This window comes from Mucilaginibacter sp. PAMC 26640, assembly GCA_001596135.1.
In the GTDB taxonomy this organism is placed as follows: domain Bacteria; phylum Bacteroidota; class Bacteroidia; order Sphingobacteriales; family Sphingobacteriaceae; genus Mucilaginibacter.
In genome coordinates, this window is record CP014773.1 from 1,555,536 (window position 1) to 1,574,052 (window position 18,517).

The window sequence follows — 18,517 nt, forward strand, 5'->3', positions numbered from 1 at the left end:
ATGAAAAAATATATCGCAGCATTCGTCCTTTTAGCAGTATCGGGTTACAGCTTTGGACAGGACGTAAATAAATTAATTAAACAGGATGACGTAGAGCGCATCATCAAAACTCTTAGTGCAGATGAGATGCAGGGCCGTGGTACGTTTACCCCCGGTATTGATAGAGCCGCTACTTTCATTGAGGGTGAATTTAAAAAAGCAGGCATTCAGCCGCTTACCGGGAATACCGGGTTCAGGCAAAGTTTCAGTCTTACCCGCGTAACACCTGTAAATAGTAAAGTAACTTTTGATGGCGTAGAGGTACCTGCAAACAAGGTTTCGGTTTCGGCGGGTGCATCTTTCAACTGGAAAGGCGACGAAGGTGTGCAGGTGGTAAATATTGGGTCAGGTAAAAATTTAAGTACTGAATACCGCTCAATCGTGCGCAGCGGTAAAAAATCCTTAGTACTGATTGATACTTCTTTTGCAGATATGTTTTCGCGCCTTCGCGATAGGAATAGTGGGGGCAAAATCGGCGAGAAAGTAAGCGATGCCGCGCCGGTGGTTTTTGTGCTATCGTCTGCAATGCCAAAAAGCTTTGAAGTAATAAGCGAAGCAAAAGAGGAAAAACTGCCGCTATTCAATGTAGCCGGGATGATTCCGGGTAAATCAAAAGCGAATGAGTATGTGGTTTTTTCCGGGCATTATGATCATTTGGGGATGATTAAACCGGTTGCCGGAGATAGTATTGCCAACGGTGCCGATGACGATGCATCTGGAACAACGGCAGTCATCGAATTAGCCAAATATTATAAAAAATTAAACAACAACGAGCGCACTTTGATCTTTGTGGCTTTCACTGCCGAGGAAATTGGCGGCTATGGCTCACAGTATTTCTCTAAGCAAATGGAACCTGATAAGGTTACGGCTATGTTTAATATCGAGATGATTGGCAAGGCTTCCAAATTCGGTGAGAATTCTGCCTTTATAACCGGTTATGAAAGGTCAGATTTTGGGAAAATCCTGCAAGGTAACCTGGAGGGGACAGCCTTTAAATTTTATCCTGACCCATATCCGCAGCAAAATCTATTCTACAGGAGCGATAATGCCACACTGGCCGCTTTAGGTGTACCGGCGCACACCATCTCTACGGATCAGATCGACACTGATAAGTTATACCATTCTGTTAAAGATGAATTCAGCAGCATGGATGTAAACAATATTGTAGCTACCATACGCGCCATAGCGCTGAGTTCGCGCTCAATAGTAGCGGGCAAGGATGCCCCAACCAGAATTCCGAAGTTGGAGAGGTAGATCATCTACTCTTTGAAATAAGGTTGCAAAGCTGGTCGGCTTTAAAAACGACCCGCTTTGCAGCCATTTTTTTTGCGGCAAGATCATCGGCTTTTTAAAAAATTTTTACAGTAACAAACATTTGTCGCTATAACATCGTTAAGCTAAATTAAATTGGAATATTATGCAATGGTTTGGCAGGCGCGAAAGCAGTAATACAGAAGAAGGCAGCGGCGGCGGCGGCCGTGGTATGGCAGTAGGTGGTGGTGTTTTAGGTTTGATAGCTGCGGCTATCTACTTTTTCACCGGGATCGATCCCTCGCAGGTGCTGAACCAAACGCAGCAAGGCAATACCCAACAAGCCAATACAGAAACTGCCGGGCCGGATAATAACCAAAAGAAGTTTGCGCGCGTGGTACTGGCTGATACGGAAGATATTTGGGGTAAGCTTTTTAAAGATATGGGCAAAACTTACGAGCCTACGGTTATGCATTTTTTTACGGATGGCGTGAGCACAGCCTGTGGCGATGCTTCATCGCAAAGCGGACCTTTTTATTGCCCGGGCGACCAGAAGGTATACATCGATGTTACTTTTTTCGACGAATTGACAAACAAGTTTGGTGCCGGCGGCGATTTTGCCCAGGCTTACGTAATTGCGCATGAGGTAGGCCATCATGTGCAGGATCTGCTGGGCGTAAGTGCCAAAATGGACCAGGCCAGGCAACAGCTAAGCCAGGAAGAATATAATAAGCTATCTGTTAAATTAGAACTTCAGGCAGATTTCTACGCCGGTGTTTGGGCGCACTATGAAAAGAATACGAAGAACGTATTGGAGGAAGGCGATATAGATGAGGCTCTAAATGCAGCCAATCAAATTGGCGACGACCGCCTGCAACAGGAGTACCAGGGCAATGTAACGCCTGATACATTTACACATGGCAGTAGTGCCCAACGTAAGTTTTGGTTTAAAAAAGGGTTTGATACCGGGGATATGAGTCAAGGTAATACCTTTGCAGCCGGAGACTTGAATTAAAGGTTATTCCACTACCAACCTGATTTTTTCCTCAATTTGTTTTACCAGCTCATCAACCGGGGTTTTGCCGGGCTCGATAGGTTCAAGCACCTCCCAGCTCATAGGTGTAAAGGTGTTGAGCGGATATAATCCGTAGCGGATCATTTTCCAGGAGTCTTTAATAGCTACTGGTACCAATAAGGCATCGGGGCATTTTTTTAGCAGCGTGGCGACACCGGCTGATTGAAATGCCTTTACTTTGCCATCTTTAGACCGGGTGCCTTCCGGGAAGATCATTGCCGACCATTTGTTGTCTTTCATCCTTGTACCAAACTTCACAAGCTCGGTAATAGATTGCCGCGCATCCTTCCTGTCGATATTGGCGCCGCCACCAACTTTGAGATTATATGATATAGATGGGATACCTCGGGTGAGCTCTACCTTGGAGATGAATTTTGCATGATACTTCCTCAGGAAATAAATCATTGGGGGGATATCAAATGTGCTCTGATGGTTGGCGATGAAGATCATGGGCCGGCCAATTGGCAGGATTTGCTTATTTGTGAATTTTACCCTGTTAAATAGAATATAAAACGTGCCCACCAGGAAAAAGTTAAGGATATCAACACTGCGTTTATGAGCAGCATAGCCAAACCAGTGGTAGCAGATCCATTGTATAGGGTGAAAGATCACCAGCGCTAAAAAAAACGCAACAATTGCAAACGGCGACAGAATGTAACCTAAAAACTTTTTCATCAACCGCACAAAGTTATATTTTTTTGAGATAATGATTAATCTTACACCTATAATCTGTTCTCCAACAGCAGTAGCTTAACCTTCAGCACGGCGGCAATAGTTATCGAATCTGTTATTTCGCCTGAGTTGATCATCTCATATACTTTTTCAAAGGGAAGCTTGTTAACCAATAGTTCTTCCGTATCCTCCGGCTCAGCTTCATGCTGCTCCAGGCCGCGTGCCAGGTAAATAATGCTTAACTCGTCGCTTACCGAATTGGATAGATGCATTGTCAAAATCTCCGTCCATTCAGATGCTTTTAAGCCGGTTTCTTCCAAAAGTTCCCGTTTGGCTGATTCCAGTGGGTCACTTCCTTCTGGTCCTCCCCCCTCAGGGATCTCCCAGCAGTACCTGTTTATAACATAGCGGTACTGCCCAACCAGGTAAGTATTTAGCTCACCATCCAAAGGGATTACGCCAATGGCCACATTTTTAAAATGCACTTTTCCATAAATACCCGGGTTGCCAGATGGATTAATTACCTGGTATTCGGTAACGTTGATCCATGGGTTGTCATAAACGTTGTTTTCAGAAAGTGTTTTCCAGGGATTTTCGTTAGGATATTCCATGCGATAAAGATAATTTTCTAAAATTAAATTAATTTAGCTTACTGCGTTGTTTCAGTTCTACGCTGAAAATACCCAGGCAAGTTCACGAGCAGAATTCCTGCCAATATTACTATTAAGCTTAAAAGTTGAGGGGTATTTACATCCTCGTGGATAAAAAGCCACCCCAAAAAAACGGCCACTACCGGGTTTACATAGGTATGCGTGCTGATAATTGCAGGTGGTTTAAAAGTAATGAGCCACACAAATGATAAATAAGCCACTAATGATCCCATTACGATTAAAAAAATAAGCCCTGCCCAGGCTTCAGGTTTTATATTAGCAAAGGAGAAGCCAACCTGCTCACGTTTGCAGAATGCGATGACGAATGCTGCAACACCGGCAGACAGCAACTGGATACTTGCATTCATGACAGCCGAACTTTTACCCTGGCTGCTCTTGGTGATGAGTGAGCCAAACACCCATAACATAGCGCTGAATAACACTGCGATACTCGCGATAGTAACCATTGGTGATGCGCTGGTATCTGTAACTCCTAATTTTAAGAACAAAAATATTCCGGTGAAGCCAACAGCCAGCCCGCAGAGGATATACCAGTTTGAAAAATATTCCGGCCATCGTTTCCGGTCGATGATTAAAAACATCAAGGGTTCTGTGGCAACCAATATAGCCGCCTGGCCGGAGCTGATATATTGCTCTGCCCAGGCTATCATACCCGTGCCGCCTATCAGCATTAATATGCCGCTTACTGCCTGGCGCCCAAACAATTTGCGCTCCGGCAAATGCTCACCTTTAAGTTTGGCCCAGGCCAGCATTAAAAAGCCTGCAACCAAATAGCGTAAGCCGACGAGGATAAACGGCGGGAAACTTTTTAAACCAACAGCTACAGCAAGATAGGTGGACCCCCATACGATATAGATGTTGAAGAAGGCGAACAATACCAGCCAGGGCGACTGGGAATTTTTACTATTCATGGGGGCAATCATTATAGCCAATTGGCGCGTTGTTGTAAAAAAAAAGCGGCTGATGTTGCAGCCGCTTTAAGTTTTATGTGCAGAATTATTACAATCCAAACTCGGCTTTTACTTTATCTACGTAATCCAGCTTCTCCCATGTAAACAGTTCTACTTCGCGTTCAATGGTGCTGCCATCATGTGCGTTAAAGGTTTTAGTAATGGTTTCACTTGGGCGGCCGAAGTGACCGTACGCTGCAGTTTCGCTGTAAATTGGGTTACGCAATTTAAAACGGGTCTCAATTGCATATGGAGTCATATTGAAAATAGATTCAACTTTTTTAGCTATTTCTCCATCATGTAAATCAACTTTGCTGGTACCGTAGGTGTTGATGTAAATACCCATTGGTTGCGCTACGCCGATTGCGTAAGATACCTGCACCAACACTTCGCTGCAAACACCGGCAGCTACCAGGTTTTTAGCAATATGACGGGTAGCGTAAGCGGCAGAGCGGTCAACCTTTGAAGGGTCTTTACCGCTGAATGCACCACCACCATGGGCACCTTTGCCACCATAGGTATCAACAATGATTTTACGGCCGGTTAAGCCGGTATCGCCATGCGGGCCACCGATTACAAATTTTCCGGTTGGGTTAATATGGTATTTAATGTCGCTATTAAAAAAGTGCGCGTATTTTGGATATTTAGTTTGAATACGTGGAATAAGTATACTGATGATGTCGTCACTGATCTTTTTCAGCATGGCTGGTTCTTCATCAAAATCATCATGCTGGGTAGATATTACAATGGCATCGATCCGTTGTGGTTGGTTATCGTCACTATATTCTAAAGTAACCTGTGATTTTGCATCCGGGCGCAGATATTTGATATCGGTGCTTTCGCGGCGGATAACGGCCAGCTCTTTTAACAAAGCATGAGCAATATCCAAAGCTAGCGGCATATAATTATCCGTTTCGATCGTTGCATATCCAAACATCATTCCCTGGTCGCCTGCGCCTTGCTCTTCTTTAGCCGCCCGGTCAACACCCTGATTGATATCGGGAGATTGTTCATGAATGGCAGAGATCACAGCACATGAACCGCCATCAAACATATACTCCCCTTTGGTATAACCAATTTTGTTGATTACTTCGCGGGCTATCTTTTGTACATCTAAATAAGCCTTGGATTTTACCTCTCCGGCTAAAACAACCAGGCCGGTTGTTACCAGTGTTTCGCAGGCCACTTTCGATTCCGGGTCGAAAGCTAAAAAATTATCGATTAATGCGTCTGATACCTGGTCGGCAACTTTGTCGGGGTGCCCTTCTGATACGGATTCTGAGGTGAATAAATATGACATATTTGTTTTTAATGAACGATAAAAACGAAAGTATGGATTTCTTTCAACTTGTAAAAAGAGAAGCAGGTATTAGCACTTTTTTACGTGGTTGCAATAGGTGAGGGGCAGGCCCATACACTCAAATCAGTCCACTTTCGCGAAGCAAAAATAAAACAATTTTTTACAAAGCCGAAAATACATTTACTTTTGCCCGCTGTAAACCTATATAGTTGAAAAGGAAAGCGTTATTTATTATAAACCCGGTGTCGGGAGGGAAGAAGAAGGATGGGGTGCCGGAGCTGATTAAGAAGCACCTGGATCACACTATATTTGCCTACGAAACCATTTTTAGTACTGGTGTGAAGCACGCTCGTGATGTAGCCCGCGAACGCGCTGCCGAGTACGATGTGATTGTGGCCGTGGGAGGCGATGGTACCATCAACGAGGTAGCCTCAGCGATAGCAGGAACCGATACAGTATTAGGCGTAATTCCCTATGGATCAGGTAATGGTTTATCCCGTTTCCTGGATGTACCCATGGATGCGGCAGGTGCTATCAAATCCATTAATAATTTCCGTGTGATTACCATTGATGCCGGCCAGATGAATGGCAAGTGGTTTTTTAATATGGCAGGGATGGGTTTTGATGCCCACATTAGCCATGTTTTTGCAAGCGGCAGTGATAAGCGGGGTTTTTTAAGCTACCTTAAATCATCTTTACAGGAAGTTGCGAATTATAAGGCGCAGACCTATAGTATAGATATAGATGGCGTAAAATACCAGCGGGAAGCATTTATGCTGAGTATGGCCAATTCATCTCAGTACGGCAATAATGCCCATGTATCGCCAACGGCATCTGTGCAGGATGGTTTGCTTGATGTTTGCATCATTAAGCCATTTCCATTATACCGTTTTCCGGAGATGGGCATCAGGATGTTTACCAAAACATCAGCAAGCTCTAAATTTGTAGAGATCATTAAAGGTAAGCATATCGTTATCTCCCGCAGTGAGCCCGGCCCCATTCACCTGGATGGTGAACCACGTGAAGCAGGTATCGATATAGATATTGCCGTAATTCCTGCTGCGCTAAATATAATTGTTGGTCAATCTTACAAGGGCTAATAAAATATGGCTAAGAAAAATTTCACCGGCATTATGTATTCAACAGATCCTGATTTTCAATACCAGGAACAGCCTGATCATTCGCAAACTACTTTGCCGCCTCAGCAGCAAAACCTAAAGATTTTTCTCGATCGGATTAAGGGCAATAAGCTGGTAACCCGTATCAGTGGGTTTATTGGTGCAGAAACCGACTTAGAAACGATTGGCAAAAAATTAAAAACTAAGTGTGGCGTTGGCGGCTCGGTAAAAGATGGAGAAGTATTATTACAAGGCGATTTTAGAGATAAAGTGCTCACTTTATTGCAAACAGACGGATATAAAGCAAAGAAAGCCGGTGGATAAACCTGTTAGATTTTATATTCTATTTTTACTCCCAAGGTTTTTTGCCTTTACATCTTACTGATTAGCAATAGCTTGTGGTTTTTTAACTTTCAAGCGATAAAGCTGTAAAATTGAAGAAGCTTCCAGCAAACAATGCAGTCATTTTAATAGTTGCTAGAAACGGATATGCTAAATAAACTTACAAGCAATGCGTTAATATGACACATTGAGGTGTAATTGCAGGACTACAACATTGCCTTAGACAACCACATATCATTTTAGTTACACACTTTTTATGCGGTAATGCTTGCAATTCTTAAAAAAAATGGGTTTCATTGTAAAATATTATTTGGCAAAAACACAATTTATGTGTTGAATAGCGTTATGTATTACCAATTTGCAAAATGCTTAACGGCTTTATTAAATTATTATAAAGAATTACATAAATAGTTTTTTTAATTCATTTAAATTCTATTTTTGTTATTCGCTTAGTTCGCACACATTTTTTATTAACTTATATTACAAACAAAACGAAAACTAAAAATTAAAAGTAATGGCAAACGCACCAACAAAACCAACTACTCCTGTTAAACAAGAAAGCTCAAGTGCATCCGGCGCATTTGCATCTTTAACTATCCCAATTTGTATAGCTGTAGCTATTTTGATATTCGTGTTCATTTTAGGCGACGGCAGTCATTACAAAGGCGGAGATTCTGCAAACGAACCGGTACCTGGAGATTACTTCGGTACAGTACACAAAGGTGGGGTTATCGTACCTATCATCATGTCATACTTATTGATGGTGATCGTGTTTTCTATCGAGCGCTTTGTGGTTATCGGTAAAGCATCTGGTACAGGAAACGTAGAAACATTCGTTAAAAAGATCCAGTCTTTGCTTAACGCAGGCAATATCGATGCAGCTAGCGCAGCATGTGATACTCAAAAAGGATCTGTAGCTAACGTAATCAAATCCGGCTTGAAGAAATACAAAGAAATGGAAGTTGACCAAAGCATGGATGTTGACCAAAAAACATTGGCTATCCAGAAAGACATCGAAGAAGCAACTGCTTTGGAAATGCCTATGCTAGAGCAAAACTTAACGATCATTGCTACTTTGGTATCAATTGGTACATTAACAGGTCTGTTAGGTACGGTAATCGGTATGATCAAGGCCTTCGGTGCATTAGCAGCATCAGGTGCTCCAAATCAATCGGCTTTATCAAACAGTATCTCTGAAGCATTGATCAACACTGCATTAGGTATCGGTACTTCAGCTGTGTCAATTGTAATGTACAACTTGTTTACTTCTAAGATAGATAAATTGACCTACGCTATCGACGAAACTGGTTTCAGCATTGTTCAAACATTCGCTGCATCACACAAAAACAGCAGGTAGTAAAATATTAGTGCTTGCTTCCACGTTATAGCAAAATATAATTTGGAATTAGTTGTAAATTGTAACACTAAATATTTATCTTTACAAAATGCCAAGAGTAAAAGTCCAAAGAAAGAGCACCTCGATAGATATGACCGCCATGTGCGACGTAGCTTTCCTGCTGCTTACTTTCTTTATATTAACAGCAAAGCCAAAAACAGAAGATCCTGTTCCGGTGGATATCCCTGCTTCGGCTACGGAGGTTCCAATTCCGGATGATAACATGTTGATGTTGACCGTCGGCCAGGGTAAAGTATTCTTTTCTGTTGATGGTAATGATATCCGTAAGCAAACGCTTCTCCAGATGGGAGAAAAGTACAACGTTAAGTTCACTCCAGAGCAGCAAGAAAAGTTTTCCGGCTTACCTATTTTCGGTATGCCACTTGGTCAACTGGCGGGCTATTTGGATTTGGATGCTGAAAGACGGAAAGAGTTCAAGCAAAACGGAATTCCTGCAGACACCACTGCCAATAATGAGCTGGCAGATTGGATTCGCGAAGCGCGTAAGGCTGATGTAGCCTTGCACAATAAATCTTTGCGCATCTCTATCAAGGGTGATAATAAGGAGGAATATCCAACTATCAAGAAACTGATAGCGTTGCTTCAAAGACAAAAAATTGACAAGTTCAGCCTGATCACTACGGTCCGGTCTGCACCTAAAAAGTAAAACAATGGCAGAATTAGATACCTCCGGCGGGGGTAAACATAAAGGCGGGAAAGTAAGAAGTAAAAAAGCCTCCACACGCGTGGATTTAACCGCGATGGTGGATTTAGCCTTCTTGTTGATTACCTTCTTTATGTTGACCACCACGCTATCGAAACCAAAGGCAATGGACCTGACCATGCCTAACAAGGATGAGAAAAAAATTGACCAGTTACCGGTAGCTGCATCCCGCTCTATGACCATATTATTGGGTGCCAATAATAAAGTAGAATGGTTTATTGGTGAGCCAGGTAAATCGCAGCCAACAACTGATAATTATGGTAAAGATGGTTTGCGAAAAACATTGTTAGAGAAAAGCGCGGAAATTCAGCGTACTACAGGCAAGCCTATAGTGGTATTAATCAAGCCGAGTGATAAATCCACTTACAAGAATGTGGTAGATGCGCTTGATGAGATCAATATCACCAAAATTCAAATTTACGCAATCGTAGATATTTTGCCTGCAGAAGTAGAGTTGCTGAAACGCGATGGTAATTATTAATAGTACATTAACGTTATAAAACAATGTTCGGATCAAAATTAGACATACTAAACCAGCAGTGGATAGACGTTGTTTTTACAGGCCGTAACAAAGCTTATGGTGCATACGATCTTAGAAAGACCAACCCTCGTAATACGAATAAGGCCCTTTTTATCGGAGTTGCAGTATTTGTTTTCCTTATTTCCTTTAAAACAATCCTCAACAAACTTGAGGGGTTTATTCCTAAGGCTGATGAAAAGGTGAAGGTTACCGAAGTGGTATTGCCTCCGCCACCGGTTGATGAAACCAAAAAACCACCCCCACCTCCTCCGGAGCCACCTAAACCAAAGGTTGACCAGGTGCGTTTCCCTCCTCCGGTAGTAAAGCCGGATAACGAGGTGCGTGAAAAAGATCCGCCTACTGTTAAAGAGTTGGAAGTTGCGGATCCTGGTCCAAAAGATCAAAAAGGTGACCCTAACGCTGATATCAAAATTGATGAGCCGGTAGGAAACTCAGATGTAAAGCAAGTGGTGGAGGAAAACCCTAACCAGATCTTTACAGCCGTTGAAAAGCAACCTACGTTCCCTGGTGGTGAAGGCGGTTTTGGTAAATATTTATCAAAAAACCTTCGTTATCCTGCAATTGCACGGGAAAATAACGTGCAGGGCCGTGTGGTATTAACCTTTGTGGTAGAAAGAGATGGTTCTTTAACTGACATCAAAGTGTTACGTCCATTAGGCAGCGGTACCGATGAAGAAGCAATCCGTGTACTGAAGAGCTCACCAAAATGGTCTCCTGGTATTCAGAATGGCCGTCCGGTACGTGTTCAGTACAGTATTCCAATTAACTTCGCTTTAGCATCAGAGGAGTAATACCAATGTTGCCAAGAGATATTGACAAGCAAAAATCGCCCAAAAGGCGGTTTTTGCTTATTTTGGGAGTTACTGCATTTGCTGGTTTTTGCGCACTGGGCTTAATGATTATCTTTTGGGATAAGTTCCCTTTGGATTTGCCAAAAACGCAGCGCACTATATTTGGATCGGTTATATTAGTATACGCAGTTTTGCGCTTTTCCCGCTATTTAAGAAAGGAGCCTGATGAAAATTAATTTGATCTTATTTTTAGCTGCTATAACAGCTACAGTGTTTTTGCAAAGTTGCTCTGATAGTAAAAAGAACAAGAAAGCCGTTCCGACAGACGGCTATACTTTTGGGACAGCAACCTTTGTGGCTGATGAATCATTTTCGCCTATAGTGGATGAGGAAGCGTTTGTATTTAAAGCCCTCTATCCGGAAGCCAAACCGAAAATAGATTACAAGCCGGAAAGTCAGGTTGTAAATACCCTTTTAAACGATAGCTCGCGCGTAGCTATATTGGCCCGTGAGTTGGATACCACAGAAATGGGGATCCTTAAAAGACGGGCACTGGCCCCTGATGTAAATAAATTTGCGGTAGATGCCGTTACACTTATTGTAAACAAAGCATCTAACGACACGCTTACCTCAGTAAAGGAAATTATCAATATGCTGAATGGAAAAGCCAAAACGGAGAAAAGCATCGTTTTTGATAATCCGAACTCCAGTTTGGTAAGATATTTGAAGCTAATATCAGGTAATAAAGATTTTAAGCAGAAGAACATTTACGCGTTAAAATCTAACAAGGAGGTTATTAAATATGTCGCCTCCCACCCTGATGCAATTGGTATAACGGGGTTCGCCTGGCTCAACGATCCGGACAAGGATTACGCAGCCGCAGTTGATGGTGTAAAAATAATGGGTGTAAAAGATGAAAACAATAAAACGGTACCGGGGGTTTACTTTAAACCTTCACAAGAAACGCTCGTCCAACATACGTATCCGCTAAGCAGGTCGTTATATATCATCGATTGCACGGGAAGAAAAGGATTAGGAGCGGGGTTTGCATCGTTTTTAGCAAGCGACCGGGGACAGCGAGTTATATTGAAATCAGGTTTGCTTCCTGATTCTATTCCGCCGAGGGAAATAAACATAACACATTAACACTATATATAAACTAAGTAACTAAGATGAAAATGATCAGTAAGATAAGTAAACTAATATTAGCGCTGATGTTTGTTGGTTCTGCGGTTTTTGCACAGAGTTTAGATGATGCAAAAAAAGCAATTGATGCGGAGCAATATCAAAAAGCTAAAGCGATGCTTAAAAACCTAACTACTACACAGGCTACAAAAGATGAGAATTTCTTTTACCTGGGTTGGGTTTATGTATTGCAGGAATATACCGACTCCGCTAAAACCGTTTTTAACAAAGGTATTGCTGTAAACCCAAAATCCGCTTTAAACTATGCTGGATTAGGTGCTGCTGCTATTGTTGACAAAGACAAAGCGGGTGCAACAACCAATTTTAACCAGGCCGTTGCGTTAGCCGGTAAAAACAGCAAGCCTTATATATATATAGGTAAAGCATACTTGCTTAACCCGGTAAATGATAAGGTAGCTGCAGCTGATGCCGATGCCGCTATTGCTGTTCTTAATAAAGGTAAAGCCGTTAACCCTAAAGATGCCGAATTATTGGTTGCCTTAGGAGATGCTTACCGTTCACAGCTGAAAAGTAATGAAGCTTATGAAAACTACTCAGCAGCAACAACATTAGATCCTAAAAACGCGGGTGCTAAGGTTGCTACAGGTGTACTTTGGAAATTTGCCAATAACTTCGAAGACTCTGAAAAACAATATAAAGAAGCGCTAGCTATCGACCCTAACTACGGTCCGGCTTACCGCGAATGGGCAGAAACAGATGTACGTTGGGCTTTTACCGACCCTAAAATGGCTTCAGTAAAAATTAAAGAAGCTACTGATCAATATCGTAAATACCTGGCTTTAACAGACCTTTCGGTAGAGTCTCGTTTACGTTATGCCGACTTTTTGCTGTTATCTGGCGATTACAAAACACTGCAAACAGAAACAGCAGCATTGTCTAAAGTATCAAACAACCTTAGGGTTCAACGTTACCTGGCCTACTCAGCGTACGAGAACAAAGATTATCCTACGGCTCTTACGGCGATGAATACCTGGATCACCAAGGCTGAACCTAAGCGTATCATTCCTCGTGATTACTTGTACCTGGGCCGTATCCAGATTGCATCTGCTCAGGATTCTGTGGGTATCGGTTCTTTGCAAAAAGCTTATACTATGGATACCACTCAGGCGGATGTTTATGCTGAAATTGGTAAATCATTGTTTGCCCAGAAAAAATACAAGCTGGCTGGTGATGCATACCGCTCTTATTTAACAAAGTCGCGCAAAGGAACGCTGAACGATTACCTGCGTGAAGGAATGAGTTATTATTTTGCTTACGACGATAAGAAGAACCCGGATACTACTTTGTTAACAAAAGCCGATTCGGCGTTCAGTTATATCCAGCAAAAAGCAACTACCCCAGTAGCTGCAGTGCTTTTATATCGTGCCTATGTTAATGACTCGAAAGATGCAGACCGTAACAACATAAAAGGTTTGGCTAAGCCTTATTATGAGCAGTACATACAGGTACAAGCTGCCAAAACAGGATTGACAGATGCTGACAAGAAAAGCTTGGCTGCTGCATATGCCTATTTAGGGACTTATTATGAGTACAAAGAGAAGGATGATGCTAAAGCGGCTGAAAACTTTGGGAAAGCTAGAGAAGCAGATCCGGCAAACAAGCAGGCCACGGCTTACTTCGCCCGAAAAGGCGGTGCCAAAGGGAAATAACTTACCCTTATAAATATTAATTTAAGCCCCTTGAAAAAGGGGCTTTTTTATTATATACGCATTTGTATATTTGCACCATGGAATTACAAAGCACATCGGTTGATTATTTACCAATTATATTCCAGATGCTGGTTGCATTGGGGTTTGTTGTTACCACGATGTTCGTAACGCATAAAATCGGGCCCAAGCGCGTAACGAAAGACAAGCTTACCCCATTTGAATCGGGGATTGAGGTTATTGGTAATGCAAGGCAGCCTATGTCTATCAAGTATTTCCTCGTTGCCATCCTGTTTGTACTGTTCGATGTGGAAGTTATTTTCATGTATCCATGGGCCGTTAACTTCCGTGAATTAGGTAAAGACGGTTTAATAGAAATGTTCATTTTCATGGCAACTCTATTGGCAGGCTTCATTTACATCATTAAAAAAGGTGCGCTAAACTGGGATTAGTCCGTTAGCAATTAATTTGCGAATAAAAGAGTTCATTATCGTACTGCCCCTTCTTTCGGAATTTGGCTTGCCGATATTTGTTTAGATTCATTCTAAATATTGCTGTCAGCCATACCGGTGTATTTGTTACAACGTATTTTAATTAAATTTGTAAATCAGTTTTAAGCTGATGGTATAATTTATTTGATAAAGATTCAATGAGTGATATTCAATTAGTTGATGCGCCGGCTGGTTTAGAAGGATCAGGATTCTTTGCCACTGCGCTTGATAAGGCAGTAGGACTTGCCCGCGCGAATTCTTTATGGCCATTACCTTTTGCTACATCATGCTGTGGTATCGAATTCATGGCTACCATGGCTTCGCATTACGATTTAAGCAGGTTTGGGGCAGAGCGTTTAAGCTTTTCGCCGCGCCAGGCCGATTTGTTAATGGTAATGGGTACAATATCAAAAAAAATGGGTCCTGTTTTGCGCCAGGTTTACCTGCAAATGGCCGAGCCCCGCTGGGTAATGGCTGTTGGTGCTTGTGCATCGAGCGGAGGCATCTTTGATACCTATTCTGTTTTACAGGGTATTGATGAGGTGATCCCGGTAGATGTTTACGTACCAGGTTGCCCGCCCCGCCCCGAAGCGATCATTGATGGCTTTATGGCAATACAGGAATTAGTGAAAACAGAAACGGGCCGCCGCAGGGAGGAGCCTAAATACCAGGCATTATTAGCTCAATACGGAATTCAATAATGAGTAAAATAGCTAACGAAGTATTGATAATAAAGCTTGGTGATCAATTTGCCGGACAAGTGACGGAGTTGAGCCAGGATTACGGAATGCTTTCGGTTGAAACAGGCGTTGAGCAGATTAGCGAGGTATTGGCGTATTTGAAGAACGATCCCGAACTGAAATTCATATTTCTGACCGATATTACCGCTGTTCACTACCCTGAGCTAGAGAAGCCTATAGGTGTTATTTATCACCTGCATAGTTTAACAACTAATACCCGTATTCGGGTAAAAGTATTTCTTGCCGGTGATAATGTTCATATCCCCACCGCAACCACATTGTGGAATGGTGCCAATTGGATGGAACGTGAAACATATGATTTTTTTGGGGTAATATTTGACGGTCATCCCGATCTGCGCAGAATATTGAACGTAGATGATATGACGGTGTTCCCGATGCGGAAAGAGTTCCCACTGGAAGACCCTAACCGTATTGATAAAAAAGATTACTTTTTCGGAAGATAATGCAGAACCATCCCGTATATACCGATAACGACCCGCAAAGCGAGTATTCTACGCTGAACCTCGGCCCAACACACCCGGCCACGCATGGCGTGTTTCAAAATGTATTGCAGATGGATGGCGAGCGCATCGTAAGCGGCGTATCAACCATAGGTTACATACACCGGGCATTTGAAAAAATTGCCGAGCACAGGCCTTTCTACCAGATAACTCCGCTAACCGACAGACTCAACTATTGTTCGTCGCCTATAAACAATATGGGCTGGCACATGACGGTAGAGAAACTACTTGGCATCCAAATGCCAAAACGTGTGGACTACATGCGCGTCATCATCATGGAACTTGCCCGTATTGCCGACCATATTATTTGCAATGGGGTATTAGGTGTGGATACCGGTGCGTTTACCGGTTTCTTATACATGATGGAATATCGCGAAGATATTTATGAGATCTACGAAGAAATTTGCGGATCCCGTTTAACTACTAATATTGGCCGTATCGGTGGATTTGAGCGTAACTTCAACACCATCGCTTTTAATAAGATCCGTGCATTTACAAAGAAATTCCCTGCAGGTTTAAAAGAGTTTGAAAGCCTTTTTAACAGAAACAGGATATTTGTAGATCGTACACGGGATGTTGCAGCCGTTACTGCAGAGGATGCATTAAGCTACAGCTGGACAGGCCCGATCCTTCGTGCTGCAGGTGTAGATTATGATGTACGCGCCATGGAACCGTACTCATCTTACGAAGATTTCGACTTTGAAGTACCGGTAGGCGAAAATGGAGATGTTTATAATCGTTTCCTGGTTCGCAACGAAGAAATGTGGCAGAGCCTTCGCATTATAGAGCAGGCGCTTGATAAACTGGAAAAAGAACCTTCGGATATTTTTCATGCGGATGTGCCGGCATTTTACCTGCCCCCCAAAGAAGAAGTATATAACAATATGGAAGCCTTGATCTATCACTTTAAAATTGTGATGGGCGAAGTGGAAACTCCAACCTCCGAAGTTTATCATTCTGTTGAGGGTGCAAATGGCGAGTTGGGATTTTATTTGGTAAACGATGGCGGACGCTCACCATACCGTTTGCATTTCCGCAGACCAAGTTTCATCAATTATCAGATGTATGCGCCAATGAGCCGGGGCATGCTTTTATCTGATGCGATTATTAACATGAGTAGTTTAAACGTAATAGCAGGAGAGTTAGATGCTTAGCGTACAGGATACCAATACACCGGTTACATTTTCGCCGGAACTGATCGGTAAGTTTGCCGATGTGGTTAGCCGCTACCCGGAAGGTAAGCAGAAATCTGCATTGCTGCCGGTTTTGCATTTGGTGCAGGCCGAGTTTGGTTGGGTAAGCCCGCCGGCGATGGATAAAGTTGCCGAATACCTTGCTATTCAGCCTATCGAAGTTTATGAGGTGGCATCGTTTTACACCATGTATTTTTTGAAGCCTCAAGGTAAGTACATGCTGGAAGTGTGCCGTACTGGCCCATGCGAAATTGTAGGTGCTACACCGATAATGGAACATATTGAAAAGACACTTGGCGTTAAAGAGGGAGATGTTACCGAAGACGGCTTGTTCAGCTGGCGAGGTGTTGAGTGCCTGGCAGCGTGTGGGTTTGGCCCGGTTTTGCAGATTGGCCCTGAGTATACTTTTTACGAAAACTTAACTACGACGTCGGTTGACAAATTGATTAGTGACTTAAAAGCAAAGGCGAACAACTAATGGGACGCAAACTTTTACTCGAACATATAAACGTACCCGGCATCAACACCTTTGATGTATACCGTTCTAAAGGCGGTTACGCAGCAGTTGAAAAGGCCCTTAAAACCCTTACGCCCGATGAAGTGGTGGAAGAGGTGAAGAAATCGGGCTTGCGTGGCCGGGGTGGTGCAGGATTCCCTACGGGGATGAAGTGGAGCTTCTTGGCCAAGCCGGAAGGCGTTGCCCGCTACCTGGTTTGTAATGCGGATGAATCTGAACCCGGAACATTTAAAGACCGTTTCCTGATGACCTATATCCCTCACTTACTAATTGAGGGAATGATTGTAGCCAGCTTTGCGCTCGGTGCTAAAACATCATTCATCTACGTACGTGGAGAGATGATGCCGCAGATCCGTATTTTGGAGAAAGCCATCGCTGAGGCAAAAGCAAAAGGATTTTTAGGAAAAAATATATTAGGCACAGGGTACGATCTGGAGCTTTACGTACAACCCGGTGGTGGTGCTTACATTTGCGGTGAAGAAACTGCATTGTTGGAATCGCTGGAGGGTAAAAGAGGTAACCCGAGGATTAAACCTCCGTTCCCGGCAATCGCAGGGCTATACGGATGCCCAACGGTAGTGAACAATGTTGAATCTATTGCAGCTGTAGTACCCATCATTAATGAAGGTGGTGATGAATACGCTAAATTAGGGATAGGTCGCAGCACTGGTACAAAGTTAATATCAGCCGGGGGTAACCTTAAAAAACCGGGTGTTTATGAAATTGATTTAGGCCTCCCTGCAGAGGAGTTTTTATATAGTGACGAATATTGCGGTGGTATTGCGAATGGCAAACGCCTGAAAGCAGTAGTTGCAGGAGGTTCTTCTGTTCCTATCCTGCCCGCTAACCTGTTCCTTAAAACCATAAATAATGAGCCTCGCTTAATGAGCTATGAATCGTTATCAGATGGTGGCTTCGTTAGCGGCACAATGATGGGGTCAGGTGGTTTTATTGCGTATGACGAAGACCAATGTATTGTGCGCAATACCTGGAACTTTGCAAGATTTTATCACCATGAAAGCTGCGGACAATGTTCACCATGCCGTGAAGGTACCGGCTGGATGGAGAAAGTTTTACACCGCCTGGAATATGGCCATGGTAAAATGAGCGATATGGATCTGCTGGTTGATGTGTCGAAAAAAATTGAAGGTAACACAATTTGTCCATTGGGTGATGCAGCGGCATGGCCGGTTGCCAGCGCTATCCGTCACTTTAGAGATGAGTTTGAATGGCATGTAACGGACGCCGCGACGGCAGTTACAAGAAATTACGGAATTGCACATTACGCTGATCCGTTGACAGTAGAGGTATAGCATTTGAGTTAAACAACAGG

At 43.0% G+C, this 18,517-nt stretch carries 21 protein-coding genes; 17 read left to right on the forward strand and 4 right to left on the reverse strand.

Annotation, left to right across the window (positions count from 1 at the left end; genetic code table 11):
• Nucleotides 1–1,293, forward strand: coding sequence for a peptidase M28 (locus A0256_06695; protein AMR31133.1), 1,293 nt, complete (start codon nucleotides 1–3; stop codon nucleotides 1,291–1,293).
• Nucleotides 1,294–1,456: 163 nt separating this feature from the next.
• Entirely contained in the window at nucleotides 1,457–2,305 is an 849-nt protein-coding gene (locus tag A0256_06700) for a metalloprotease (protein AMR31134.1), read from the forward strand.
• A 3-nt stretch (nucleotides 2,306–2,308) separates the two neighbouring features.
• On the opposite strand, the gene A0256_06705 is transcribed toward A0256_06700, so the two are convergent.
• The 4 genes from A0256_06705 to A0256_06720 all read right to left on the reverse strand — a co-directional run bounded on the left by A0256_06705 (nucleotide 2,309) and on the right by A0256_06720 (nucleotide 5,958).
• On the reverse strand, nucleotides 2,309–3,040 hold the full coding sequence (locus A0256_06705; GenBank protein AMR31135.1) for a glycerol acyltransferase: 732 nt from the start codon (nucleotides 3,038–3,040) through the stop codon (nucleotides 2,309–2,311).
• Nucleotides 3,041–3,087: 47 nt separating this feature from the next.
• Nucleotides 3,088–3,648: a DNA mismatch repair protein MutT gene (locus A0256_06710; protein AMR31136.1), complete on the reverse strand. Its 561-nt coding sequence runs from the start codon at nucleotides 3,646–3,648 to the stop codon at nucleotides 3,088–3,090.
• 38 nt (nucleotides 3,649–3,686) lie between these two features.
• Nucleotides 3,687–4,631, reverse strand: coding sequence for a hypothetical protein (locus A0256_06715; GenBank protein ID AMR31137.1), 945 nt, complete (start codon nucleotides 4,629–4,631; stop codon nucleotides 3,687–3,689).
• 76 nt (nucleotides 4,632–4,707) lie between these two features.
• On the reverse strand, nucleotides 4,708–5,958 hold the full coding sequence (locus A0256_06720) for a methionine adenosyltransferase (GenBank protein ID AMR31138.1): 1,251 nt from the start codon (nucleotides 5,956–5,958) through the stop codon (nucleotides 4,708–4,710).
• Between the two features lie 209 nt (nucleotides 5,959–6,167).
• Here A0256_06720 and A0256_06725 point away from each other — a divergent pair, with 209 nt between their 5' ends.
• The 15 genes from A0256_06725 to A0256_06795 all read left to right on the forward strand — a co-directional run bounded on the left by A0256_06725 (nucleotide 6,168) and on the right by A0256_06795 (nucleotide 18,497).
• Nucleotides 6,168–7,058, forward strand: a complete 891-nt coding sequence (locus A0256_06725; GenBank protein ID AMR31139.1) for a diacylglycerol kinase — start codon at nucleotides 6,168–6,170, stop codon at nucleotides 7,056–7,058.
• A 6-nt stretch (nucleotides 7,059–7,064) separates the two neighbouring features.
• Complete coding sequence (locus tag A0256_06730) at nucleotides 7,065–7,400, forward strand: SUI1 family translation initiation factor (GenBank protein AMR31140.1); 336 nt, start codon at nucleotides 7,065–7,067, stop codon at nucleotides 7,398–7,400.
• A gap of 532 nt (nucleotides 7,401–7,932) precedes the next feature.
• Nucleotides 7,933–8,775 (forward strand): flagellar motor protein MotA, encoded by an 843-nt coding sequence (locus tag A0256_06735; GenBank protein ID AMR31141.1) that lies wholly within the window; start codon nucleotides 7,933–7,935, stop codon nucleotides 8,773–8,775.
• 88 nt (nucleotides 8,776–8,863) lie between these two features.
• Nucleotides 8,864–9,481, forward strand: coding sequence for a biopolymer transporter ExbD (locus A0256_06740; protein AMR31142.1), 618 nt, complete (start codon nucleotides 8,864–8,866; stop codon nucleotides 9,479–9,481).
• A gap of 4 nt (nucleotides 9,482–9,485) precedes the next feature.
• The gene (locus A0256_06745; GenBank protein ID AMR31143.1) at nucleotides 9,486–10,019 is read left to right on the forward strand and encodes a biopolymer transporter ExbD; all 534 of its coding nucleotides are present in this window, start codon (nucleotides 9,486–9,488) and stop codon (nucleotides 10,017–10,019) included.
• 23 nt (nucleotides 10,020–10,042) lie between these two features.
• Nucleotides 10,043–10,870 (forward strand): energy transducer TonB, encoded by an 828-nt coding sequence (locus A0256_06750; GenBank protein ID AMR31144.1) that lies wholly within the window; start codon nucleotides 10,043–10,045, stop codon nucleotides 10,868–10,870.
• A gap of 8 nt (nucleotides 10,871–10,878) precedes the next feature.
• On the forward strand, nucleotides 10,879–11,106 hold the full coding sequence (locus A0256_06755) for a hypothetical protein (protein AMR34454.1): 228 nt from the start codon (nucleotides 10,879–10,881) through the stop codon (nucleotides 11,104–11,106).
• Between the two features lie 22 nt (nucleotides 11,107–11,128).
• Entirely contained in the window at nucleotides 11,129–12,016 is an 888-nt protein-coding gene (locus A0256_06760) for a hypothetical protein (GenBank protein ID AMR34455.1), read from the forward strand.
• Nucleotides 12,017–12,042: 26 nt separating this feature from the next.
• Nucleotides 12,043–13,725 (forward strand): hypothetical protein, encoded by a 1,683-nt coding sequence (locus A0256_06765; protein ID AMR31145.1) that lies wholly within the window; start codon nucleotides 12,043–12,045, stop codon nucleotides 13,723–13,725.
• 77 nt (nucleotides 13,726–13,802) lie between these two features.
• Nucleotides 13,803–14,174: an NADH-quinone oxidoreductase subunit A gene (locus tag A0256_06770; GenBank protein AMR31146.1), complete on the forward strand. Its 372-nt coding sequence runs from the start codon at nucleotides 13,803–13,805 to the stop codon at nucleotides 14,172–14,174.
• Between the two features lie 197 nt (nucleotides 14,175–14,371).
• Nucleotides 14,372–14,914 (forward strand): NADH dehydrogenase, encoded by a 543-nt coding sequence (locus tag A0256_06775; protein AMR31147.1) that lies wholly within the window; start codon nucleotides 14,372–14,374, stop codon nucleotides 14,912–14,914.
• On the forward strand, nucleotides 14,914–15,417 hold the full coding sequence (locus tag A0256_06780) for an NADH dehydrogenase (GenBank protein ID AMR31148.1): 504 nt from the start codon (nucleotides 14,914–14,916) through the stop codon (nucleotides 15,415–15,417). Before A0256_06775 ends, A0256_06780 begins: the two co-directional genes overlap by 1 nt.
• Complete coding sequence (locus A0256_06785; GenBank protein ID AMR31149.1) at nucleotides 15,417–16,628, forward strand: NADH dehydrogenase; 1,212 nt, start codon at nucleotides 15,417–15,419, stop codon at nucleotides 16,626–16,628. Before A0256_06780 ends, A0256_06785 begins: the two co-directional genes overlap by 1 nt.
• Nucleotides 16,621–17,145 (forward strand): NADH-quinone oxidoreductase subunit E, encoded by a 525-nt coding sequence (locus A0256_06790; GenBank protein ID AMR31150.1) that lies wholly within the window; start codon nucleotides 16,621–16,623, stop codon nucleotides 17,143–17,145. The genes A0256_06785 and A0256_06790 overlap by 8 nt, the downstream gene beginning before the upstream one ends.
• Nucleotides 17,145–18,497, forward strand: a complete 1,353-nt coding sequence (locus tag A0256_06795) for an NADH-quinone oxidoreductase subunit F (GenBank protein AMR31151.1) — start codon at nucleotides 17,145–17,147, stop codon at nucleotides 18,495–18,497. Before A0256_06790 ends, A0256_06795 begins: the two co-directional genes overlap by 1 nt.
• Nucleotides 18,498–18,517 lie beyond the last annotated feature (20 nt).

Excerpts from the sequence above, each read along its gene's own strand:
- A0256_06790 (AMR31150.1), top strand. The coding sequence starts at position 16,621 with ATGCTTAGCGTACAGGATACCAATACACCGGTTACATTTTCGCCGGAA.
- A0256_06775 (AMR31147.1), top strand. The coding sequence starts at position 14,372 with ATGAGTGATATTCAATTAGTTGATGCGCCGGCTGGTTTAGAAGGATCA.
- A0256_06695 (AMR31133.1), top strand. The coding sequence starts at position 1 with ATGAAAAAATATATCGCAGCATTCGTCCTTTTAGCAGTATCGGGTTAC.
- A0256_06730 (AMR31140.1), top strand. The coding sequence starts at position 7,065 with ATGGCTAAGAAAAATTTCACCGGCATTATGTATTCAACAGATCCTGAT.
- A0256_06705 (AMR31135.1), bottom strand. The coding sequence starts at position 3,040 with ATGAAAAAGTTTTTAGGTTACATTCTGTCGCCGTTTGCAATTGTTGCG.
- A0256_06735 (AMR31141.1), top strand. The coding sequence starts at position 7,933 with ATGGCAAACGCACCAACAAAACCAACTACTCCTGTTAAACAAGAAAGC.
- A0256_06795 (AMR31151.1), top strand. The coding sequence starts at position 17,145 with ATGGGACGCAAACTTTTACTCGAACATATAAACGTACCCGGCATCAAC.
- A0256_06765 (AMR31145.1), top strand. The coding sequence starts at position 12,043 with ATGAAAATGATCAGTAAGATAAGTAAACTAATATTAGCGCTGATGTTT.
- A0256_06745 (AMR31143.1), top strand. The coding sequence starts at position 9,486 with ATGGCAGAATTAGATACCTCCGGCGGGGGTAAACATAAAGGCGGGAAA.
- A0256_06700 (AMR31134.1), top strand. The coding sequence starts at position 1,457 with ATGCAATGGTTTGGCAGGCGCGAAAGCAGTAATACAGAAGAAGGCAGC.
- A0256_06780 (AMR31148.1), top strand. The coding sequence starts at position 14,914 with ATGAGTAAAATAGCTAACGAAGTATTGATAATAAAGCTTGGTGATCAA.
- A0256_06740 (AMR31142.1), top strand. The coding sequence starts at position 8,864 with ATGCCAAGAGTAAAAGTCCAAAGAAAGAGCACCTCGATAGATATGACC.
- A0256_06710 (AMR31136.1), bottom strand. The coding sequence starts at position 3,648 with ATGGAATATCCTAACGAAAATCCCTGGAAAACACTTTCTGAAAACAAC.
- A0256_06720 (AMR31138.1), bottom strand. The coding sequence starts at position 5,958 with ATGTCATATTTATTCACCTCAGAATCCGTATCAGAAGGGCACCCCGAC.
- A0256_06785 (AMR31149.1), top strand. The coding sequence starts at position 15,417 with ATGCAGAACCATCCCGTATATACCGATAACGACCCGCAAAGCGAGTAT.
- A0256_06715 (AMR31137.1), bottom strand. The coding sequence starts at position 4,631 with ATGATTGCCCCCATGAATAGTAAAAATTCCCAGTCGCCCTGGCTGGTA.
- A0256_06750 (AMR31144.1), top strand. The coding sequence starts at position 10,043 with ATGTTCGGATCAAAATTAGACATACTAAACCAGCAGTGGATAGACGTT.
- A0256_06770 (AMR31146.1), top strand. The coding sequence starts at position 13,803 with ATGGAATTACAAAGCACATCGGTTGATTATTTACCAATTATATTCCAG.